General features: G+C 62.4%; 17 protein-coding genes and 1 tRNA gene. 16 read left to right on the top strand and 2 right to left on the bottom strand.

Features of this window, described 5'->3' with window-relative positions:
• The first annotated feature begins 176 nt into the window (after positions 1 to 176).
• The 5 genes from LDB26_RS01490 (at position 177) to LDB26_RS01470 (ending at position 6,740) form a co-directional block, all read left to right on the top strand.
• Positions 177 to 3,524: a glycosyltransferase gene (locus LDB26_RS01490; RefSeq protein WP_257539976.1), complete on the top strand. Its 3,348-nt coding sequence runs from the start codon at positions 177 to 179 to the stop codon at positions 3,522 to 3,524.
• Positions 3,521 to 3,943 carry a PDZ domain-containing protein gene (locus LDB26_RS01485; protein ID WP_257539974.1) on the top strand — a complete coding sequence of 141 codons (423 nt, stop codon included), beginning with the start codon at positions 3,521 to 3,523 and terminating at the stop codon, positions 3,941 to 3,943. The genes LDB26_RS01490 and LDB26_RS01485 overlap by 4 nt, the downstream gene beginning before the upstream one ends.
• The gene (locus tag LDB26_RS01480; RefSeq protein ID WP_062063240.1) at positions 3,940 to 4,635 is read left to right on the top strand and encodes a response regulator transcription factor; all 696 of its coding nucleotides are present in this window, start codon (positions 3,940 to 3,942) and stop codon (positions 4,633 to 4,635) included. The genes LDB26_RS01485 and LDB26_RS01480 overlap by 4 nt, the downstream gene beginning before the upstream one ends.
• Positions 4,619 to 6,016, top strand: a complete 1,398-nt coding sequence (locus tag LDB26_RS01475) for a HAMP domain-containing sensor histidine kinase (RefSeq protein WP_257539972.1) — start codon at positions 4,619 to 4,621, stop codon at positions 6,014 to 6,016. Before LDB26_RS01480 ends, LDB26_RS01475 begins: the two co-directional genes overlap by 17 nt.
• A gap of 142 nt (positions 6,017 to 6,158) precedes the next feature.
• The gene (locus LDB26_RS01470; protein ID WP_257539970.1) at positions 6,159 to 6,740 is read left to right on the top strand and encodes an HdeD family acid-resistance protein; all 582 of its coding nucleotides are present in this window, start codon (positions 6,159 to 6,161) and stop codon (positions 6,738 to 6,740) included.
• Here the strand turns inward: LDB26_RS01470 and LDB26_RS01465 are convergent, their stop codons facing one another.
• Positions 6,741 to 8,027, bottom strand: a complete 1,287-nt coding sequence (locus LDB26_RS01465; protein ID WP_082635301.1) for a sugar MFS transporter — start codon at positions 8,025 to 8,027, stop codon at positions 6,741 to 6,743.
• Positions 8,028 to 8,196: 169 nt separating this feature from the next.
• Entirely contained in the window at positions 8,197 to 9,666 is a 1,470-nt protein-coding gene (locus tag LDB26_RS01460) for an NAD-dependent succinate-semialdehyde dehydrogenase (RefSeq protein WP_257539968.1), read from the bottom strand.
• A 262-nt stretch (positions 9,667 to 9,928) separates the two neighbouring features.
• On the opposite strand from LDB26_RS01460, the gene LDB26_RS01455 reads away from it, so the two are divergent.
• The 11 genes from LDB26_RS01455 to LDB26_RS01405 all read left to right on the top strand — a co-directional run bounded on the left by LDB26_RS01455 (position 9,929) and on the right by LDB26_RS01405 (position 21,087).
• Positions 9,929 to 11,554: an ABC-F family ATP-binding cassette domain-containing protein gene (locus LDB26_RS01455; RefSeq protein WP_257539966.1), complete on the top strand. Its 1,626-nt coding sequence runs from the start codon at positions 9,929 to 9,931 to the stop codon at positions 11,552 to 11,554.
• 106 nt (positions 11,555 to 11,660) lie between these two features.
• Positions 11,661 to 12,446 (top strand): LPS export ABC transporter ATP-binding protein, encoded by a 786-nt coding sequence (gene lptB, locus LDB26_RS01450; protein ID WP_062063233.1) that lies wholly within the window; start codon positions 11,661 to 11,663, stop codon positions 12,444 to 12,446.
• Between the two features lie 51 nt (positions 12,447 to 12,497).
• Positions 12,498 to 14,018: an RNA polymerase factor sigma-54 gene (rpoN, locus tag LDB26_RS01445; RefSeq protein WP_257539964.1), complete on the top strand. Its 1,521-nt coding sequence runs from the start codon at positions 12,498 to 12,500 to the stop codon at positions 14,016 to 14,018.
• A gap of 122 nt (positions 14,019 to 14,140) precedes the next feature.
• Entirely contained in the window at positions 14,141 to 14,992 is an 852-nt protein-coding gene (locus LDB26_RS01440) for a D-amino-acid transaminase (protein ID WP_257539962.1), read from the top strand.
• A 237-nt stretch (positions 14,993 to 15,229) separates the two neighbouring features.
• Positions 15,230 to 16,264, top strand: coding sequence for a winged helix DNA-binding protein (locus LDB26_RS01435; protein ID WP_257539960.1), 1,035 nt, complete (start codon positions 15,230 to 15,232; stop codon positions 16,262 to 16,264).
• A 174-nt stretch (positions 16,265 to 16,438) separates the two neighbouring features.
• Positions 16,439 to 16,514 (top strand) — tRNA-Val (locus LDB26_RS01430).
• A 308-nt stretch (positions 16,515 to 16,822) separates the two neighbouring features.
• A complete protein-coding gene (locus tag LDB26_RS01425; RefSeq protein WP_062063225.1) occupies positions 16,823 to 17,050 on the top strand; it encodes a zinc-finger domain-containing protein in 228 nt (75 codons plus the stop codon).
• 100 nt (positions 17,051 to 17,150) lie between these two features.
• Positions 17,151 to 18,593, top strand: a complete 1,443-nt coding sequence (gene tldD, locus LDB26_RS01420; protein WP_257539958.1) for a metalloprotease TldD — start codon at positions 17,151 to 17,153, stop codon at positions 18,591 to 18,593.
• A 54-nt stretch (positions 18,594 to 18,647) separates the two neighbouring features.
• Positions 18,648 to 19,223, top strand: coding sequence for a DUF924 family protein (locus LDB26_RS01415; protein WP_257539955.1), 576 nt, complete (start codon positions 18,648 to 18,650; stop codon positions 19,221 to 19,223).
• Positions 19,224 to 19,387: 164 nt separating this feature from the next.
• Complete coding sequence (locus LDB26_RS01410; RefSeq protein WP_062063219.1) at positions 19,388 to 19,726, top strand: P-II family nitrogen regulator; 339 nt, start codon at positions 19,388 to 19,390, stop codon at positions 19,724 to 19,726.
• A 14-nt stretch (positions 19,727 to 19,740) separates the two neighbouring features.
• The gene (locus LDB26_RS01405; RefSeq protein WP_062063217.1) at positions 19,741 to 21,087 is read left to right on the top strand and encodes an ammonium transporter; all 1,347 of its coding nucleotides are present in this window, start codon (positions 19,741 to 19,743) and stop codon (positions 21,085 to 21,087) included.
• Positions 21,088 to 21,168: the final 81 nt, after the last annotated feature.

Raw genomic sequence — 21,168 nt, 5'->3', positions numbered from 1 at the left:
CAGATCATATGGACGCATCAGCGGTAGCAGATCGCCGCTTCGCCCGGAACACGCGAACGTCGACGAAAAGGCCGATGCCCATCATGACCAAGATTTCATCATCGGATCATCACCGTTGCGGACGGCGATCTCTATGTACCCGGAATAATAGCGACAGGCGCTCGAGCGACGACGACATGACAAGCCCGATTTTCTTCGACCCCACCGGGCGGCGGGGCATATGGGCGCGACGCGCCTTGGCGACGTTACTGGCGGCCATCGTTGCGGCGGCCATCGCCTTTGCCTCCACGCTGATCGCCGTGCCGTCCGAAGGCGACCTGGCCCTGCCGCTGCCCCAACCCCATGCGGCGCGCCTTTCCGGCCTGTCTCGCCTGCATCACGACATCACGAAATGGCTGCCCGACTGGCCCGCCACCCGCAGGGCCGTCAAGCCGCTGAACGTCGGCTTCTACGTTCCCGATGACGAAACGAGCATCGCCTCGCTGCGGCGGCATGTAGGGCAACTTGATTGGATCGTGCCCGCGCTGGTAACAGTTTCGACTCATTCCCCCATGCCGCATTTCGTCAGTGACCCGCGCCTGTCCCAGATGATTGCCGCCATGCCGCATACGCCCAAGCTATTGCCGATGGTCCAGAATATCAGTGATAATGGCTGGGACGGCGCGGGCATGGCGCGGCTGCTCGGCCATGCGGAAACGAGCCGCCTGCTCGCCCGGCACCTGGGCGACTATGTGGCGCGGCATCGGATGGGCGGGCTCGTCATAGACTTCGAATCCCTGCCGGACGGGGCGATGGGCGATTATCTGCGCTTCCTCCACATGCTTCGTGCTGCCATGCCGCCCCATGCGACGCTGGCGCTCACCGTTCCGGCGGGCGACGGATGGCCGATGGAGCAACTCGCGCGCGCTGCTGATCGACTGATCTTCATGGCCTATGACCAGCATTGGCAAGGCGGCGAGGCCGGTCCCATCGCCGCGCAGCCCTGGTTCGTGCGGCAGGTTGAAGAGGCGATACGCCGCATCGGTCCTGACAAACTGGTCGTCGCTCTCGGCAGCTATGGCTATGACTGGCACGGCGGGGCCGCCGATGCACTATCGCTGGACGAGGCATGGCTCGCCGCGCATGACAGCGATGCGCCCGTCACCTTCGATCCAGCCAGCGGCAATACCGGTTTCGCCTATGACGAAAGCGGACAGCGGCACCAAGTCTGGATGCTGGACGCCGCCGCGACATGGAACCAGATGCTAGCGCTCAAACGACTCGGCGTGGGCAGCGTGGCGCTGTGGCGGCTGGGCAGCGAAGACCCCGGCTTCTGGCCCGACCTCACCGCCTTCCGCCGCGGCGGCCGACCGGACCTGACCCGCATCGCCAGTATGCTCAACACCGATGTCGAGGGCACGGGCGAAATCCTGCGGATCACCGCGACGCCGACCGAAGGCAGCCGCGCCATCGCCTTTGGGCCGCAGGGCATGATCGCGCGGGAAAGCTACCGCGCCCTTCCCACGCCCTATCAGGTGCAGCGGACCGGCGGGCAGCGGGCGAAGATGCTCGCGCTGACCTTCGACGACGGGCCGGACGCGACATGGACGCCGAAGATCCTCTCCATCCTCGAAAGGATGCACACGCCCGCGACCTTCTTCGTCATCGGGGAAAATGCGCTGGAGCATCCGGCCCTGCTGCGCCGCATCGTCGCGGACGGCAGCGAGATCGGCAATCACACCTATGCCCATCCCAACCTTGCGACATGGCCGGAGGAAGGGACGCGACTCCAGCTCAACGCCACGCAGCGACTGGTGCAAGCCTATACCGGGCGTAGCATGAAGCTGTTCCGCGCACCCTATTTCGGGGATGCGGAACCCACCACGGCAGACGAACTCGGCCCCGCACTCGCCGCACAGAAAGCGGGATATACGGTTGTCGGTCTCCATGTCGATCCCAATGACTGGCAGCGCCCCGGCACCGATGCAATCGTCAGGCAGGTGATCGATCAAGTCCATGCCGTGACGCCCGACCGTTCCGAAAATATCGTCCTGCTGCATGACGGCGGCGGCGAGCGGTCGGAAACGGTCGCGGCCTTGCCCCGCATCATCGCGACGCTGCGGGCGGAGGGATACAGCTTCGTGCCCGTCTCGCGCCTTGCGGGCCTGTCTCAACAAACCGCCATGCCGCCGGTCCAGCCCGCTGACCTGACGGCAGTGCGGATCGACGTCGCCGCCTTCGTCACGCTGGCGGCGCTCAGCACATTGCTCGGCTGGATCTTCACCCTGGCAATTTCGCTGGGGATAGCACGGGCGGTGCTGATGGCGGGGCTCGCTACTTTCCAGTCGCGCCGTCCCCGCATGCAGCCGCCGGTCCATCAACCCAGCGTGTCGGTCATCATCCCCGCCTATAATGAAGCCCGCGTGATCGAAGCATCCATCCGCCGGGTGCTTGCGAGCCAATATCCCGGCCTCCAACTGATCGTGGCGGATGACGGGTCGAAGGATGCAACCAGCGCCACCGTCGCCAGCGCATTTGCCGGCGATCCGCGCGTCACGCTGCTGACGCTGGAAAATGGCGGCAAAGCGTCGGCGCTGAACCGCGCCCTCGCCCAAGCGATGGGCGAGATCGTCATCGCGCTCGACGCCGATACCCAGTTCGAGCCGACGACCATCGCTCGCCTTGCCCGCTGGTTCGTCGACCCCGCCATCGGCGCCGTGGCGGGCGAGGCGCGTGTGGGGAACCGGGTGAACCTCGTCACGCGCTGGCAGGCGCTGGAATATATCACGGCGCAGAATCTGGAACGGCGCGCGCTGGCGGGATTCGATGCGATAACGGTGGTGCCGGGCGCGGTCGGCGCGTGGCGGCGGGCAGCGCTGGATGCGGTCGGCGGCTATCCCGAGGACACGCTGGCGGAGGATCAGGATTTGACCATCGCGATCCAGCGCGCGGGCTGGCGCGTCACCTACGACCCTGAAGCGGTCGCCTGGACGGAAGCGCCCGAAGACTTTCGCGCCCTTGCCAAGCAACGTTATCGCTGGGCGTTCGGCACGCTGCAATGCCTGTGGAAACATGCCAGCGTGCTGCGGGCGCGCAAGCCCACTGGCCTCGCGCTGGTCGGGATGCCGCAGGCGTGGCTATTCCAGATCGTCTTTGCGGCGATCTCTCCGCTGATCGACCTTGCCCTCATCCTCTCCATCGCCGCCACCGTGGTCCGGGTGCAGGAACATGGCTGGGCGCAGACCAGCGGTGACGTCTGGACCATGGGCGTCTATTGGCTGACCTTCATTGCCATCGACGTCGCCTGCGGCTGGGTTGCCTATCGGCTCGACGGGGGCACGCTCCGCTATCCCCCGCATCTGCTGATCGCGCAGCGCTTTGTCTACCGCCAGATCATGTATTGGGTGGTGGTGCGCGCCATTGCTTCGGCCGTCGGCGGCTGGGTCGTGGGCTGGGGCAAGCTCGAGCGATCAGGCCGCGTCGCCATGGCTTCGGGCGAAGCCCTTCCTTCCCCCAGCCATTCCCGACGATTGCGCGCCGCATGAAAGCGCTCCGGCGCGATAACCGGAAAAGCAGAACCGCGACCGGCGCGATGCTGGGGTGCCTCGCCATCGGCGCGCTGGGAATGAGCTTTGCCTTCTTCCTCCATGTCCATCGGGCAACCGGCAGCCATGCGGGGCAAGCTGCTGCACAGGGGCATATCTTGCCTGGCTTGACGCTGGTGAATGGACAGCCTGCGGGATCAGGCCTGATCGTCACCAGCCTGGCGTCGGATGGGCAAGCGCGACGGCTGGGACTCGCGGTGGGAGACAATATCGTGCAAATCGACGGGCAAGCCTCGCGATCGCTGGATCAGGCGACCGCCTATCTGTTACATCATTCGCGGAGTAGCGTCCGGCTGGCGCTGCGTCATGAGGGAACGATGCGGAAAGTGACCTTCGATCTGTCGGATGACGGCAAATGAGCCAGAAAATCCTCATCGTCGAAGATGATGCCGTCACCGCCGACTATATCGCCAAAGGGATGACGGAGGCGGGCTTCACCGTCGATCGGGCAGACAATGGTCGCGACGGCCTGTTCCTGGCGAGCGACAGCGGCTATGGCGCGATCATCCTCGACCGGATGATGCCCGCTATGGACGGGATGTCCGTGCTGAAAGCCCTGCGCGCGGCAGGTATCGAAACGCCTGCGATCATCCTTTCCGCGCTCGGCACGCCCGAAGACCGGGTAGAAGGGTTGACCGGCGGCGCGGACGATTATCTGACCAAGCCTTTCGCCTTCGCCGAGTTGCTTGCCCGCGTGCAATTACTGCTACGCCGTGCGCGGAACGGACAGAGCGGCGGTGCTGTGGTGACGGCGCTGCGCCACGACGATCTGGAGATGGATCTCCTCTCCCGCAGGGTGAAACGCGGCGGCAAGGCGGTGGATCTGCAACCGCGGGAATTTCGCCTGCTGGAATTTTTCTTGCGCCACCCCGATCAGGTCGTAACCCGCACCATGCTGCTGGAAGGCGTGTGGGATTATCATTTCGATCCCGGCACCAACGTCATCGACGTGCATGTCAGCCGCCTGCGCCGCAAACTGGACGACGGGTCCGACCGTCCGTTGCTGCACACCGTGCGTGGCATGGGATACCGCCTTGGCATCGAAAAATAGCATCGCGGCCCGCCTGCGGGGCTTTGCGCGGTCAACCATCGGGCGCTTCGTGGGACTGGCTTTCCTCTGCCAATTCATCGTCAGCGGCGGAGTGCTGCTCTTTGTGCAGCAGGCAAGCCAGCGCTCGATCGTCGCGGCGGACCGGCAGACCGTCGAAAGCCTGCGCGACGAACTGCTACGGGTAGAGCGCGTGCGCGGACTTTCGGCGCTACAACGCGCGATCAAGGGGCGGCTTTCCACGGTAAGGGGCGAAAGGATCGTCCTCCTCCTCACCGACGCGCAAGGGCGGGTGCTGATCGGCAATCTGGGCGCATGGCCTGCCACCATTGCCTATGACAGCCCATGGCAGACCATCGACCTTTATCGCATAGGCAATGACCGCCCCGAACCCATAGGCGTGACGGCAGACACCCTGTCCAGCGGCGGCCATCTGTTAACTGGCATCGCGACCACCAACAGCCTGCAACTCTCTCGCATCTATGAAGAAGCGCTCAGCATCGCCTTCGTCATGACGCTGATGCTGACACTAGGAATCGCCATCCTGCTGGGCCGGGTGCTGGCGCGGCAAGTTTCGGCGATAGCCGACACCGCCAACGCCGTCGCGGTGGGCGCCCTGGACCGGCGGGTCGAAACGGATGGCAGCGCTGATGCCTTCGATCAGCTCGGCCAGTCGATCAACGCCATGCTGGAGCGGATTGACGCGCTGGTGACGCAGCTTCGCATGATGACCGACGGGCTTGCCCACGACCTTAAATCCCCGGTCACGCGCCTGATCTCCGTCGTCGAGCAGGCAAGCGCGCAGACACGGGACGACATGGCGCTCGACGCCTTGGAAAAAGTGCATCGCGAAGCCCGCGCGCTGCAATCCATGTTGTCGACGGCGCTGCTCATCAGCCGGACGGAGGCAGGCTTCGGCGGAGACCGGCTGCTGGACACCGATATCCGAACGCTACTGCGCGACCTAGAGGAGGTTTATGGGCCGTTGGTCGAGGATAGCGGATTTGCCCTCGCCATCGAAGCGCCGGATATGCCGCCCTTCCCGCTGCACCGCGAATTGGTGAGCCAGGCGCTCGCCAACCTCATCGACAATGCGCTGAGCCATGCGGAGAGCGGCGATCACATCACTCTGTCGGCGGAACAGCGTGAGGTCGGATCATGGCTGGCAATCAGCGTCGCGGACAATGGCCCCGGCATCCCGGAGGATCTGCGCGCCGCCGCGCTCAAGCGGTTCGGGCGGCTAGATCCATCGCGCAGCAAGCCAGGTTCGGGATTGGGCCTATCGCTGGCCGAAGCGGTCGCGCGGTTGCACCATGGCCGTATCGAACTGGCTGAAAACGGGCCGGGGCTGCGCGCCACGCTGCTGCTTCAGGGGCATGGATAGTTCCCTTATCCGTGACCCGAATGGCTGGCATCCTGCATCCTTTTGATTTAGCTTCCTCTTTGGATCAGTCATTGCCGGGCCATTTCGGTGTTGCTCGACCTGTTCGAAGAAATGCCCGTCATTGTGAAAAAGGGGAACCGACATGACGAATGGAACCGCTCTCGGACGCTTTTCTGAAATCACGTGGCTGATCGATAATTGGTGGCTCATCCTGCTGCGGGGGATCGCGGCCATATTGTTCGGCGTTCTCACCTTTCTGTGGCCGTCGCTATCGCTGTTGTCGATCGTGCTGTTGTGGGGCGCATTCGCCTTTGTCGACGGAATTTTAGCCATTGCAACCGCCTTCATGACGAAACAGCCGGGCGGAGGGTCGCGATGGTGGATGGGATTGGTCGGCCTGCTGGGCGTGGCGGCGGGGCTGCTCACCTTTTTCGCGCCGGCCGTCACCGCCTTTGGCCTGCTTCTCTATTTCTCGGCGTGGCTGATCGCGATGGGCCTGCTTCAGATCATCGGCGCGATCCGTCTCCGCAAAGCGATCGACAATGAATGGATGCTGGCGTTGAGCGGCCTTGCCTCCGTCATTCTCGGAGCGCTGCTGATCGGCTATCCGCTTACCGGCTTGCTGTCCGTCGCCTGGATGATCGGCATCTTCGCGCTGATAGTCGGGATCTTCTACATCGGCCTGTCGCTGCGTCTCAGGAAAGTGAAGGACGCCGCCGCCTGATTACTCCTCCAGGGGGATGACTGGACGCGTAGCGAACAGTCCGAACAACAGGATAAGGCCATAGGCGATGGCGGGCACGATCAGCGCCGTGCGGAGCGTCGCAATGTCAGATACCCATCCGGCGATGGGCGGCAGGATCGCGCCGCCCACGATCGCCATGCAGATGACCCCCGACCCATCCGCCGCGCGCTGGCCCAGCCCTTCGCACGCGAGGCTGAAGATCGTCGGGAACATGATCGCATTCATGAGGCCGATAGCGATCAGCGACCAACCCGACACCGCGCCCGTCGTGGAAGCCGAAATCCCCAACAGCAACACCGCGCCTGTCGCGACGCAGGCCAACACTCGCCCCGGCGAGAAGAAGCGCAGCACCGCCGATCCGATGAAGCGGCCCACCATCGCGCCGCCCCAATAATAAGCGACCAGCTTGCCCGCACTTTCCATGTCGAGGCTCAGCGTGCTGGGTTGCACCAGATAGAGCACCATCAGGCTGCCGATCGTCACTTCCGCGCCGACATAGAGGAAGATGCCCATTGTCCCGAAAGCAAAGCGAGGCCGCGACAACAGCCCGAAGGCGGCGGTGACGTTCATCTTCGCCGCGCGTGTTTCCTTGAGCTTCGTGCGCCGGAACCAGACCGCCAACGCGACAATGACCAGCGCAACTGCCAGACCGATATAGGTATGGACGACCACCCGCGCCTCCTGCGCGCGAAAGGCAGTCAACGCCTCCCCCGTCAGGGTGGACGGATCGATTTTTGCAATGCTGCCCAGGATCAGTATCGACCCGACATAGGGAAAGACGGTCGTGCCCAGCGCATTGAATGCCTGCGCGAAGGTCAAGCGACTGGACGCGGTTTCGGGCGTGCCCAGCATGGAGATCAAAGGATTGGCGACCACTTGCACGATGGTGATTCCGCTCGCCAGCACGAATAGTGCGAACAGGAACGCACCGAACAGGCCTGATCCTGCCGCCGGAATGAACAGCAGGCACCCCGCCGTCATCGACAGCAGCCCGATCACCGCCGTCCGCATGTAACCGAAGCGATGCACCAGCGCGGAGGCGGGAATGGAAATCAGGAAATAGGCCGCAAAGAAGGCCGACTGGACCAGCAATACCTGCGCGTTGGTGAGGGTGAAGAGATCCTTGAGCTTGGGGATCAGTACATCGTTGAGACTGGTGATTCCACCGAACACGAAGAACAGAGCAAAGACGAAACCGGCCAACCCCCGCGCCGCCGTCCTTGTTCCGACCTGAGAACCGGCATTCGCGCCCGCTGTCATCGTCATATCCGGCCTTCCCTCTTCCTTGCCGGCATCATTGCCGCTTTTCCGCATCCTATCATCAGCAAAGGGTGGGAAGGCAATGACCTAAGTGCGGAGTCGTGCAGGGACGCGGTCGCTGGCGGCGAAGAATTTTCAAGCCCCGCCCGATCCTGCACGGCTCTCTCATTTCTCTTTACTGGATGCCCGCCATGGCGAGATATTTGATCTCCACATAATCGTCGATGCCATAACGCGACCCTTCGCGGCCAATGCCTGATTCCTTCACGCCGCCGAAGGGTGCGACTTCGGTGGAGATGATGCCGGTGTTAATGCCAACAATGCCATATTCCAGTGCTTCGGCGACACGCCACACTCGTCCCAGATCGCGGGCGTAGAAATAGGCGGCAAGACCAAAGCGCGTCGCATTGGCCTGCGCGATGGCGTCCGCCTCGTCCGAAAAGCGGAAGATGGGCGCGAGGGGGCCAAAGGTTTCCTCAGTGGCAATCCGCATGTCGGGCGTCATTCCCGCGATCACCGTGGGCTGGAAAAAGTGGCCTCCCAATTCATGCCGCGCACCGCCGGTAGTGACTTTCGCACCATGTTCCAGCGCATCGGCCAGATGCGCCTCTACCTTTGAGAGGGCGTCATCGTCGATCAGCGGCCCGATATCGACACCCGGCTCCGTGCCGATACCGACATGCAGTGCCGCCACCGCCTGCGTCAGCCGTTCGACGAAACGCTCGTAAATGGCATCCTGCACATAGAGCCGGTTGGCGCAGACGCAGGTTTGACCCGCATTTCGGAACTTGGACGCGATTGCGCCTTTCACCGCTTCGTCGAGATCAGCATCGTCGAACACAATGAAGGGCGCATTGCCTCCCAGTTCCAGGCTGACCTTCTTCACGGTGCCCGCGCTTTGCCTCATCAGCAGCTTGCCGACCTCCGTAGAACCCGTAAAACTGATCTTCGCGATCCTGGGGTTGGAGGTTATTTCGCCGCCGATAGCCTTGGCGTCACTGGTGGTGACGACGCTCAGCAGTCCCGCGGGCAGCCCCGCTTCCTCCGCCAACACGGCCAGCGCCAGCGCGGAGAGCGGCGTCTGCTCTGCGGGCTTGAGCACCATCGCGCAGCCCGCCGCCAACGCCGGACCGGCCTTGCGCGTAATCATTGCCACCGGGAAGTTCCACGGTGTGATTGCACCACATACGCCGATGGGCTGTTTCAGCGTCAGGATGCGGCGATCGGCGGCATGGGTAGGAACGACGTCGCCATAGACACGCTTCCCTTCTTCCGCGAACCATTCGATGAAGCTTGCGCCATAGACTATCTCGCCTTTCGCTTCTGCCAGCGGCTTGCCCTGTTCGGCGGTCATGATCGCCGCCAGATCATCCTGGTGAGCCAGCATCAGGTCAAACCAGCGGCGCAACACCAGCGCACGCTCTTTCGCTGTCTTGGCCGCCCATCCTTTCATCGCTACGTCCGCGGCATCGATGGCGCGCCTCATATCCTGCGCGGTGAGGTCCGGCACATTTGCGATGGGCGCGCCGGTTGCAGGATCGTGAATGGCGAATGTGCGGTCGGCGCCAACCCACTCCCCCCCAACATAGGCTTGTTCGCGCAGCAGGTCTGGGCGGTTGAGCAAAATCACGAGATTGTTCTCCATTCCAACGGACGGGCATTATGGCGCCTCAATCCAACGCCACGTCGTCCCTAAGCGTTCCGCTCTATAAGCTGTGCGAAAAAGGCTGCGTCCCTGCAACATGGTAAATGGATTCGACCACCCGCCCTCCCAACCGAAACCCGCGCCTTGCAGCGCAGCTCTCCCTACCCTATTCTGGCACCAGCAATCGCAAGGGAGAAGGCGATCATGGATTTCCACCTGACAGCAAAGCCATCCAGCCCCGCCGCCAGGAAAGTCCTTGCCCATGCCCTCCATTTCCGTTTCCCATATCAGTTGGTCCACGCCTGAAGGACAGCCTGTTCTTGCCGGCATCGACCTCCAATTCAAACAGGAACGCACCGGTATCGTCGGCCGCAATGGGGTGGGTAAATCCACGTTGCTGCATCTGCTAGATGGCACGTTGAAGCCGCTCAATGGGCATACCATCCTCAATGGTACGCTGAGCGGGCTGCGCCAGGTCGTCCGCGCCGAATCGGACGAGACGGTCGCCGATCTGTTCGGCGTCACGCAGGATCTGGCGCTGCTGCAAAAGGCCGAAACCGGTGAAGCCAGCATGGCAGAACTGGAACATGCCGACTGGACGCTGGAGTCCCGCATCCTGTCCGCGCTTGGCCGACTTGCGCTCGACGCCACTCCGGCTACCTCCCTTGCCCTTTTTTCCGGTGGTCAGCGCACGCGCCTTGCCCTTGCTGCGGCTGTCTTCGCCCAGCCCGATTTTCTGTTGCTGGACGAGCCAACCAACAACCTCGATCATGATGGACGGCGCGCCGTGCTCAACCTACTGCGTGATTGGCGTGGCGGCGCGATTATAGTCAGCCACGACCGCGAACTGCTGGAGGAAATGGACGCGATCGTCGAACTTACGAGCATCGGCGCCACTCGCCATGGCGGCAACTGGAGCCATTATCGCGAGCGCAAGGCCGTTGAACTCGCCGCCGCACAACAGGATCTCGCTACCGCTGAGCGCCGCGTTAAAGCTGCAAGCCGCGATGCCCAGATCGCGGTCGAGCGCAAACAGCGACGCGACGCCGCAGGCCGCCGCAAGGGCGCACGCGGCGACATGCCCCGCATAGTTTTGGGCATGCGGCGTGAACGCGCGGAAAAGAGTGGCGGCGACAATGCTCATCTGGCCGACCGCCTGCGTGCCGATGCCGAGCAGGCTGCTCGTCAGGCAAAAGCGCGTGTCGAAGTGGTCGAACCCATCTCCATCGCTCTCACGCCAACGGGCCTCGCTGCGTCCCAACGCGTGCTCGATGTGGAGAGTCTGACAGTTGGTCACGAACGGGAACGTGCCATCATCACCAGCCTCGGCTTTTCCATAGTCGGGCCGGAACGGATCGCGCTGGCCGGTCCCAATGGTTCGGGTAAATCCACCCTGCTCGCCACCATCACAGGTCATCTACGGCCCTGGGCCGGAGACGTGAAATTGCATGTGCCCTTCACCCTTCTCGATCAGCAAGTCACGCTGCTCGATCCCGCGCGGACCATCGCGGAGAATTTCCTGCGCTTCCATCCTGGCGTCGGAAATCATGCCTGCCGAGCCGCGCTGGCCCATTTTCGTTTCCGCGCCGGCGCCGCCGATCAGCGGGTCGCTACACTGAGCGGCGGTCAGATGCTGCGTGCGGGGCTTGCATGCGTGCTGGGCGGAGCATCGCCCCCACCCTTACTGATCCTCGATGAACCAACCAATCATCTGGATCTGGAAGCGATGGAAGCCGTCGAAGCAGGCCTTAACGGCTATGATGGCGCACTGCTGGTGGTCAGCCATGATGGCGCCTTCCTCCGCGCCATCGGCATCGAACGGACTATCGATCTGGCTGGCGGGACTGGAAAAGCGCCATTTCCATCCCATGTCACGGGCGGGCAGTGATTTTCCCCTTGCTCCGGCGATCCCGACATGCACAAAGCTTGCCAATTGCCGCATTTCGGATCGATCTATACGCGTGATTAACCAAAGCGGCTGCAAGGACAGACGAATGGACGATGTGACGATCATGGAAAACAAGACTGCCGAAACCTATCCTGTGCCACAGGAAGTGGGCGACGGCCTGTCAGTGATCTCCATTGCCAAAAGCTATGACAAGCGCGCTGTCTTGACCGACGTCTCGCTGACCGTGGGCAAAGGCGAAGTCGTCGGCCTGCTCGGCCCCAATGGCGCGGGCAAGACGACCTGCTTCTATTCAGTCATGGGCCTCGTCCGCCCCGATCATGGCCGCATCATCCTCGACGGGCAGGACATTACAGGGCTTCCCATGTATCGCCGCGCGATATTGGGCCTTGGCTATCTGCCGCAAGAAACCTCGATCTTTCGCGGCCTTACCGTCGCGCAGAATATCGGCGCGGTGCTGGAACTGGCCGAGCCGGACAAGAGTTCCCGCGCGGCCCGCCTTGAACAGCTGCTGGAAGAATTCGGCCTTACCCGCCTGCGCGATTCCGCCGCCATGGCACTGTCGGGCGGTGAACGCCGCCGCTGCGAAATCGCCCGCGCGCTGGCGGCCAATCCTTCCATCGTGCTGCTGGACGAACCTTTCGCGGGCATCGACCCGCTGTCCATCGCCGACATTCGCGATCTGGTGAAACAGCTCAAGACACGGGGGATAGGTGTCCTCATCACCGACCATAACGTGCGCGAAACGCTGGAAATCGTGGATCGCGCCTGCATCATCTATAGCGGACAGGTGCTCTTTACCGGCAGCCCCACCGAATTGGTCGCCAATGCCGACGTCCGGCGGCTCTATCTGGGCGAGAATTTCTCGCTGTGACATGATCGGGCGCACTTTCCTCCCCCGCCCTTCAGGCATCGGGACAGACTGATGGCGCTCGGTCCCCGCCTTGACCTGCGGCAGAGCCAGTCGCTCATCATGACGCCGCAGCTTCAGCAGGCAATCAAGCTGCTGACGCTGTCGAATCTCGAAATCGAAGCCTTTGTCGCGGGAGAGCTGGAAAAGAACCCACTGCTTGAATCCAGCGGCGCAGAGGATGACCGGTTCATCTCCGCTGACGGCGTGGACCGCGATGTCGAGCAACCAACCCTCTCCGCCGACATAGGCGAAGCCGACACGCTGATCGGACAGGGGTTGGGCGAGGCCGACTGTCCCCTCGATGTCGACCACAGCGCCGAAACCTTTATCGATGACGGCCCCGGCGACCGCCTGGCCGCCCAAGCAGTAGGATCAGCAGGCGGCGGCGACATAATGCCGGGCTATAGCGGCGAAGCGCCCGATTTGGACAGTTTCGCCAAGATGGAACCCGGCCTTCAGGAACATCTGATGGAGCAGGCCGGGTCGCATCTGTCGGGCATGGATATCCTCATCGCGACGCAACTGATCGGCCAGATCGACGAAGCCGGCTATCTGGAGGCCAATCTCCTTGAAACCGCTCATGGGCTGAGCGTGCCGCTCTATGATGTGGAGCGCGTGCTGGGCGTGATCCAGGGCTTCGACCCCACAGGCGTCGGCGCGCGCTCGCTTGCCGAATGTCTCGCCCTGCAAGCGAAGGAAGTTGACCGCTACGATCCCTGCATGGCGAAGCTGCTCGCTAATCTCGACCTGCTCGCCAGGGGCGCGCTGCCCCAACTGCGCCGTATCTGCGGCGTGGATGAGGAGGATATGACCGACATGATCCGCGAACTGCGTGGATATGATCCCAAACCCGGCCTGCGCTTTGGCGGAGAACGCGCCGCTCCGGTCACGCCCGACCTGTTCGTCAACCCGACCAAGGAAGGCTGGGCGATCGAGGTGAACGCGACGACCCTGCCTCGCATCCTCATCAACCGCAGCTATTATGTCGAATTGTCCAGTGGGACACAGGGCAAAGCGGCCAAAAGCTGGCTCGCAGACTGTCTTGCCAGCGCCAACTGGCTGGTGAAGGCGCTCGACCAGCGGCAGAAAACCATCATCAAGGTAGCAAGCGAGATCGTGCGCCAGCAGGAGGATTTCTTCCACAAGGGCGTCGCGCATCTGAAACCCCTGACGCTCAAAGCGGTAGCCGAAGCGATAGAGATGCATGAATCAACAGTCAGTCGCGTCACGTCGAACAAATATCTCTCCTGCCCGCGCGGCCTCTACGAACTCAAATATTTCTTCACCAGCGGCGTGGCTGCGGCGGGCGGCGATGGCGCAGTCTCCGCCGAAGCGGTGAAAAGCCACATTAAGGCGTTGATCTCCAAAGAAGATCCGCAGGCCATCCTGTCCGACGACACGCTGGTCGACCTGCTGCGCGCCAAGGGCATGGATCTAGCCCGCCGCACCGTTGCCAAATATCGCGAATCCATGGGCATAGGCTCCTCCGTCCAGCGACGGCGGCAAAAGGCGTTGCAAGGCAAGGCCGCCTGAACGCACGCTGCGGCTGGATAGTGAGCAGCCGCGCAAAATGCATTCCAGACACCTCTTGACCGGCGGCAGCGAAGCGGCAACATCACTACCTTTCCATGCATCCGAAGGGTGATCGCGTCGCCATGTCCGTCGCTTATCTGAACGGTCGGTTCCTTCCCTTGGAACAGGCCCATGTCTCCGTGCTCGATCGGGGCTTCCTCTTTGCCGACGGCATCTATGAAGTCGCTGCCGTGATCGACGGCCATCTGGTCGACAGTGCAGCGCATCTGGCCCGATTGGAACGATCGGCCGGAGAAATCGGCATTCCCCTCCCTATTCCCCCGGCAGAGATTGAGGCGGTGCAAAAGAATCTCGTCGCCCGCAACGGCCTTGGCGAAGGTCTCGTCTATCTCCAACTGACCCGTGGCGCGGATGGCACCCGCGATTTCCAGCCCTCCGCCGCAATCCAGCCTACTCTGGTCATGTTCGTGCAGGACAAGCCTTTTCTCGACGTGGCCGCCGTCCGCACGGGGATCAGCGTGGCAACCACGCCCGATCTGCGTTGGAAGCGCCGCGACATCAAAAGCGTCATGCTGCTGGCGCAGGCTATGGCGAAACAGGCCGCCAAAGTCTCAGGCGCGCAGGAAGCGTGGATGATAGAAGATGGCTTCGTGACCGAAGGCGCATCCTCCACCGCCTTCATCCTGACCGACGAAGGCATTATCACCCGCCCTTATTCCCATGCGGTGCTGGCGGGCTGCACTGGCGCGGCGTTAACGGCGCTGGCAGAGGAAAGCGGCCTCAAGGTCATCCGCCGTCCCTTCACCGTGATCGAAGCGCTCGCCGCCCGCGAAGCCTTCATCACAAGCGCCTCCACGCTTTGCCAGTCGGTGGTGCGGATCGACGGACAGGCCATCGGTTCCGGGCTTCCCGGCCCGGTCGCGATACGGCTGCGCGAACTCTATATCGACTTCGCCCGCCGCACTGCTTCCTGAAAAGATCGAAAATGCGTCCAATATGGAGGAATGCCTCCTCATGCGTTCCTTCCCTTCATCTGGTGAAATGAGGCAGCCGAATCGCATCGGGAACGGTACGTTCGTTGCGAGCCCGTTTCCTTTTTCCTACACAACCCCGAGGGCGGCCGCCATTGTCTCCGCTTTGGAGAAAAGATCGGGCTGCGCTGTTACGATATTTCAGTAGGATGAAGAACAGAACAAGCACGGGAGCCGCTCATGACTTATGATTTCCCCTACGGCACGAAAGGGGGATCGGCCGATCTGCCCTACGGCAGAAAGGATGATCGCGCCGGCCTGCTGGTTCTGACCGATATGGCGGCAACAGACGACATGGCGGCTGTCGCTTCGGCGGCCGGGCTGCGCCTTCTGGAGGCGGTGGCGATAGAGGAAGCGCCCTCCCGGCTTGACATTCAGCTCGGCTGTGACGTCGTTCTCCTGCTATGCGACCGGCAACATCCGATATTGGAACGCCTGTTCGTACAGGTGGAAACCTTTGCCATCCAGCATGATATTCCGGTGATCCTCGCGGCTGGCCTGGAAACGATCGATCTGGCCTATGCCTGCACCCGTAATGAACGGACGCAGTTGCTGTGTCGACCTGATGAAACCGATCTCGCTGCCGCGCTACTTGTCGCCGTCGAGACGATAGGCAACGGGCAGACCCTTCATGACCTCAGCGGCGATAGCGACGGCATCCGCCTGCAAAAGCTGAGCGATGAAGTCAGCCGCCTTGCCCGCACTCTGGAAACACTGACCCAAAGACGGCATCAGGCCGCACCGTCCTTCGAACTTGGCCCCCGCATTTCCGATCGACCAAGCGATTATATAGGCATGCCTGCCATTGCCCCCCTGGGCGAGGAGCAGGCAGACGTGGATGGACGGAATGACATCACACCTCAACAGGTGCGGGACTGGTTGCGCGTCCGCCGCCTGCGTGACGAGTTTCTGCCGGGGGACCTGTTTGCCGATCCGGCATGGGACATGCTGCTCGACCTGTTTGCCGCGCGGCTGGAACAGGAACGCGTATCGGTGTCCAGCCTATGCATCGCATCGGCCGTGCCGCCCACCACCGCGCTCCGTTGGATTCGCACATTGACGGAAAAAGGGCTATTGCAACGACAGGCCGATCCGCACGACGGGCGCCGCGTCTTCATCACCTTGGCCGATAGTGCCGCCGCCGCCCTGACCCGTTGGTTTGGAGCGAGCCGACGCTTTCTTGGCCATGATGGAAGAACGGGGATACATGCGTGACCTGCAGGCAATGCTCCTCTCGCCCAAGAGCCATGTGGGACTTCCCTGCCGCTTCCTTCGGGAATAGTTCGGGACTCTCATATCCATTCCAGTCCGTTCGCTGCTGCTCTGTTCCGCGAACATACTCTTGACCGTTGGCCAAAAGACCCTAGAAGCGCGGGGAAATCCCCACGGGGGCGATTAGCTCAGTTGGTAGAGCGTCTCGTTTACACCGAGAATGTCGGCGGTTCGAGCCCGTCATCGCCCACCATAAATTCATGATCGGTGACTTGTCGTTCGTCGTATCGATGCGGATGAATGATATTCATCCGCCAGCAATCTCTGGTCAGGCACTCGTCTAGCCCATGCCGGTCTCAATCCTTTTCAGCGGTGTCATAGCCCCCATCCTGTTTCTGCTCTCTCCTTCGGCGGCGGCGAGCATGAGGGACTGCCTCGATTGGTATCCACCCGCCAAGGCCATAGCCTCCTCGGACAAGCCCTGCCCGCCTCCGCTGCTGATGTAATGCATGCCCGCCAGCATATTGCGGCCCGGCTCGACCGCTGCTAATCGACCGCTCCATGATCCAGCCGCCTGAAATCATCCGAGTCTCCCGGTCGCGCGTTTCCTGCGACGGTTCGGGCGACATTCCCGCCGCCCTCGGCCATCCGCGCGTCTTTCTGGAAATCGACGAGCATGGCTATGTCGACTGCGGCTATTGCGACCGGCGCTTCGTGCTGATCGGCGGGCCGGGTGACACGCCTGAAGTAGGCAATTTGCCCGATATAGCCTCAGGCGCCAGCATCTGACGAAATTTCGCCGGGCTTAAGGGCGACTTCGGCATCTAATTTGACGTGATTCCCGAGGCGGTGGGCTTCACCTGCCTCGAAATCATTCTATATCGGACGCATGACCGATCTTGCTTCCCAATTCACCGATGCTCGTGGCCTGCTCTATCGTCCGGGTCTGCTCGATCCAGATGGCGCGTGCCGCCTGACCGCCGAGGCACTGAAAGCCTGCGACGATGGCGAACTTTATCTGCAATATCGGGCGAGCGAAAGCTTCGGCTTCGATGATGGGCGACTGAAGACCGCCGACTATTCGACCGATGCGGGCTTTGGCCTGCGCGGCGTGTCGGGCGAAATGACGGGCTTTGCCCACGCCAACGACATAAGCGAAGCCGCTATTCGCCGCGCCGCCGAAACATTGACGCTGCTTGACCCGGCCGAGGGCAGGCCAGCCCCGCCCCCGCAGCGGACCAACCGCCACCTTTATACCGACGCCAATCCCCTGGAGATCGTCCCCTTCGCCGAGAAGGTGAGGCTGTGCGCCGAGATCGATGCAGCCGCCCGCGCCCGCGATCCCCGCGTCGCGCAAGTATCTGTGAGCCTGTCGGGAAGCTGGTCCGTGGTGGAGATCCTCCGCGCCGACGGTTTCACCGCAACGGATATTCGCCCGCTAGTGCGCCTCAACGTGTCGGTTATCCTGGAGGAGAATGGCCGCCGCGAAACCGGCGTGTTCGGGGTGGGCGGGCGTTATCTTTACGATCAGGTCATGGATGCGGCGATCTGGAACCGCGCCATAGACGAAGCGCTGGCGCAGGCACGTGTCAACCTGCGGTCTGTCGCCGCCCCCGCCGGGGAGATGACAGTGCTATTGGGGCCGGGCTGGCCCGGCGTGCTGGTGCATGAAGCCATCGGTCATGGGCTGGAGGGCGATTTCAATCGCAAGGGCACCAGCGCTTTTTCCGGCCGCATTGGTCAACGCGTTGCCGCACCCGGCGTGACGGTGGTGGATGACGGCTCCATTCTGAACCGTCGCGGCTCCCTCTCCATCGACGATGAGGGCACGCCAACCCGCGAAAATGTCCTGATCGACGACGGTATCCTCAAGGGCTATATGCAGGATCGGCTGAACGCCCGGCTGATGGGCGTCGAGCCGACCGGTAACGGCCGCCGCGAAAGCTACGCCCACGCGCCGATGCCACGCATGACCAACACATTCATCAAAGGCGGCAATGATGACCCGCAAGAGTTGCTGAGCCGCATGAAATCCGGCATCTTCGCCAAGAGTTTCGGCGGCGGACAGGTCGACATCGTATCGGGCAAGTTCGTCTTTTCCTGCACCGAAGCCTACAAGGTCGAGAATGGCAAGCTGGGCGAGCCGATCAAGGGTGCCACGCTAATCGGCGATGGCCCGACCGCGCTGACCAAGGTCGCAGGCATCGGCAATGACTGGGCACTGGACGAAGGCATCGGCATGTGCGGCAAGTGCGGGCAGAGCGTGCCTGCTGGCGTCGGCCAGCCAACCCTGCTGATCGAGGGGCTGACGGTCGGCGGCACGGCGACCTGACGCGAAGCCGCCATGGGCTGAGGAACCCGGCTGCGAGCCGCTCATTCATCTGGTATGAACATGTTGACCGATAGTCCCGATGCCGTGACCGCCGATTGGGCGGCGGCGCTGCTTGACTTCTGGTTCAATCAGGTCGGCGAAAAAGGCTGGTGGGGCCATGATCCGCTATTGGATCGACTCTGCAAAGCGCGTTTCATGAAGACTTGGGAAGAAAAGCGGAGATTGCCTGCCGAAGACTTCCTCGAACGCGCGGACGAAGCGCTGGCCGCGGTGCTGCTGTTCGACCAATTGCCCCGCAATATGTTCCGGCAAAGCGCCACGGCCTTTGCCACCGATCCCCTCGCCCGCGACATTGCCCGCGGCGCTATCGCCCATGGCTATGATATCCAGATTGGCGGGGCTGGCCGTCTCTTCTTCTACATGCCTTTCCAGCACAGCGAGGCGCTTGAGGATCAGGAGCTTTCGCTCACGCTGTTCGAAGCTGCGGGCGATCAGCAATCACTGGACTTCGCGCGCGAGCATCACGCCGTTGTCAAGCAATTCGGTCGTTTTCCACATCGCAATGCCGTTCTGGGCCGTTCAGACCGGCCCGGCGAGGCAGAAGCGGCAACGCAAGGCGCGATCTGGTAAAACAGCATCGGCCGCTGCCCAAATTTTAATCACATTCCGGCCGCTGCCCATTTTTTTGGCGCTGCATCATAAGCAGCGCACCTGAAAACCCCTGTTAATCCCCGTTTAACGAATTGGCACAGCTCTTGCTGAGTAGTGTTCGCACACCAGTTAAAGGGGGCGACATGAAACTTGTCATGGCTATCATCAAGCCGTTCAAGCTTGACGAAGTCCGCGAGGCACTTTCCTCGCTTGGCATCGCCGGCATGACGGTCAGCGAAGTGAAGGGCTTTGGTCGTCAGAAAGGACAGACCGAAATCTATCGCGGGGCCGAATATTCAACCAACATGGTTCCGAAGATCAAGATCGAGGTTGTCTGCGACGACGACCTCGCGCCACGCGTCGTCGAGGCAACACAGTCCGCCGCCAATTCCGGCGCCATCGGCGATGGCAAGATTTTCGTCCTCGATGTCGGCCAGGCGGTTCGCATCCGCACCGGCGAAACCGGCGAAACCGCTCTGTAAAATTGGGGGGAATAATGAGCTTTTCCAAAAAACTTTGCAGCATGGCGGGCGCTGCGGCGTTATCGCTGTTCACCGCGCTGCCTGCTTGGGCGCAGGACGCCGCCGCTGCGGCCCCCGTGCCGAATAAGGGCGACACCGCCTGGATGATGGTTTCCACCATCCTCGTTCTCGCCATGATCCTCCCTGGCCTTGCGCTGTTCTATGGCGGCTTGGTCCGCACCAAGAACATGCTGTCCGTCATGACGCAGATCGGCGCGGTCGCGTGTCTCGCGATGCTCGTCTGGGTCACCTATGGCTATAGCCTGGCATTCGGTCCCGATGCGTCGGAAGGGCTCAAGCCCTTCGTCGCCAGCCTTGGCAAAATGTTCTTGGCCGGCATCACGCCGGATTCGACGGCGGCGACCTTCACCGACGGGGTAGTCATTCCCGAATATGTGTTCGTCAGCTTCCAGATGACCTTCGCCGCGATCACCGTGGCGCTGGTGCTGGGTTCGGTGGTCGAGCGCATCAAGTTTTCGGCCGTGATGATCTTCGCCCTCGTCTGGCTCACCATTGTCTATTTCCCGATTGCCCATATGGTCTGGGCGGCAGGCGGCCTGTTCTTCGAAATGGGCGCGTTGGACTTTGCGGGTGGCACGGTGGTGCACATCAACGCCGGCGTCTCCGCGCTGGTGGCGTGCATCATCCTGGGCAAGCGCATGGGCTTCCCCAAGGAACCGATGGCGCCCCATTCGCTGACGCTGACGGCCGTCGGCACCGGCCTGCTGTGGGTCGGCTGGTTCGGGTTCAACGCCGGTTCGGCGCTGGAAGCCAATGGTTCGGCTGCTCTCGCGATGATCAACACCTTCGTCGCCACTGCCTCGGCCGCGCTGGCCTGGATGGTTGCGGAGCGTGTCGCCGGGCACAAGGCTTCGGCTCTGGGCTTCTGTTCGGGCGTGATCGCCGGTCTCGTCGCCGTGACTCCGGCGGCGGGTAACAGCGGCCCGTTCGGCGCGATCGTCCTTGGTGCTGTCGCCTCGGTCATCTGCTTCTTCGCGGTCACAGTGCTCAAGCCCAAGCTGGGTTATGACGACTCGCTCGACGCCTTCGGCATCCATGGTATCGGCGGCATGATCGGCGCGATCGGTACCGGCATCGTCTACTCGCCTTCGCTGGGCGGACCGGGCGGCGCGGACTATGCGATCGGCAGCCAGCTCGTGACGCAGATCCTTGCCACGGTGACCACCATCGTCTGGGCGTCGATCGGCACCACCATCGCCATATTCATCGCCAAGGCAGTGACCGGCCTGCGGGTCAGTCCCGAAGTCGAACAGGAAGGCCTCGACCTCGGCGAGCATGGCGAACGCGCCTACAACTACTGAGATTGGCAGGGCGGCCGCGAAGCCGCCCGCCTCACCTTGTTCCTCCTGCGAACATACCTCGGGGCCGGTGCGAAAGCATCG

The organism is Sphingobium sp. CFD-1 (genome assembly GCF_024611115.1).
GTDB lineage: Bacteria > Pseudomonadota > Alphaproteobacteria > Sphingomonadales > Sphingomonadaceae > Sphingobium > Sphingobium baderi_A.
Note: the sequence above shows the minus strand (reverse complement) of the source record. Positions and strands in the feature narration are given on the sequence as shown.

Coding starts and splice junctions, on each gene's coding strand:
- LDB26_RS01415 (WP_257539955.1), top strand. CDS start 18,648: ATGAACATGTTGACCGATAGTCCCGATGCCGTGACCGCCGATTGGGCG.
- LDB26_RS01425 (WP_062063225.1), top strand. CDS start 16,823: ATGATCCAGCCGCCTGAAATCATCCGAGTCTCCCGGTCGCGCGTTTCC.
- LDB26_RS01460 (WP_257539968.1), bottom strand. CDS start 9,666: ATGGAGAACAATCTCGTGATTTTGCTCAACCGCCCAGACCTGCTGCGC.
- LDB26_RS01470 (WP_257539970.1), top strand. CDS start 6,159: ATGACGAATGGAACCGCTCTCGGACGCTTTTCTGAAATCACGTGGCTG.
- LDB26_RS01440 (WP_257539962.1), top strand. CDS start 14,141: ATGTCCGTCGCTTATCTGAACGGTCGGTTCCTTCCCTTGGAACAGGCC.
- LDB26_RS01455 (WP_257539966.1), top strand. CDS start 9,929: ATGCCCTCCATTTCCGTTTCCCATATCAGTTGGTCCACGCCTGAAGGA.
- tldD (WP_257539958.1), top strand. CDS start 17,151: ATGACCGATCTTGCTTCCCAATTCACCGATGCTCGTGGCCTGCTCTAT.
- LDB26_RS01480 (WP_062063240.1), top strand. CDS start 3,940: ATGAGCCAGAAAATCCTCATCGTCGAAGATGATGCCGTCACCGCCGAC.
- LDB26_RS01435 (WP_257539960.1), top strand. CDS start 15,230: ATGACTTATGATTTCCCCTACGGCACGAAAGGGGGATCGGCCGATCTG.
- LDB26_RS01485 (WP_257539974.1), top strand. CDS start 3,521: ATGAAAGCGCTCCGGCGCGATAACCGGAAAAGCAGAACCGCGACCGGC.
- LDB26_RS01405 (WP_062063217.1), top strand. CDS start 19,741: ATGAGCTTTTCCAAAAAACTTTGCAGCATGGCGGGCGCTGCGGCGTTA.
- LDB26_RS01410 (WP_062063219.1), top strand. CDS start 19,388: ATGAAACTTGTCATGGCTATCATCAAGCCGTTCAAGCTTGACGAAGTC.
- rpoN (WP_257539964.1), top strand. CDS start 12,498: ATGGCGCTCGGTCCCCGCCTTGACCTGCGGCAGAGCCAGTCGCTCATC.
- LDB26_RS01465 (WP_082635301.1), bottom strand. CDS start 8,027: ATGACGATGACAGCGGGCGCGAATGCCGGTTCTCAGGTCGGAACAAGG.
- lptB (WP_062063233.1), top strand. CDS start 11,661: ATGGACGATGTGACGATCATGGAAAACAAGACTGCCGAAACCTATCCT.
- LDB26_RS01490 (WP_257539976.1), top strand. CDS start 177: ATGACAAGCCCGATTTTCTTCGACCCCACCGGGCGGCGGGGCATATGG.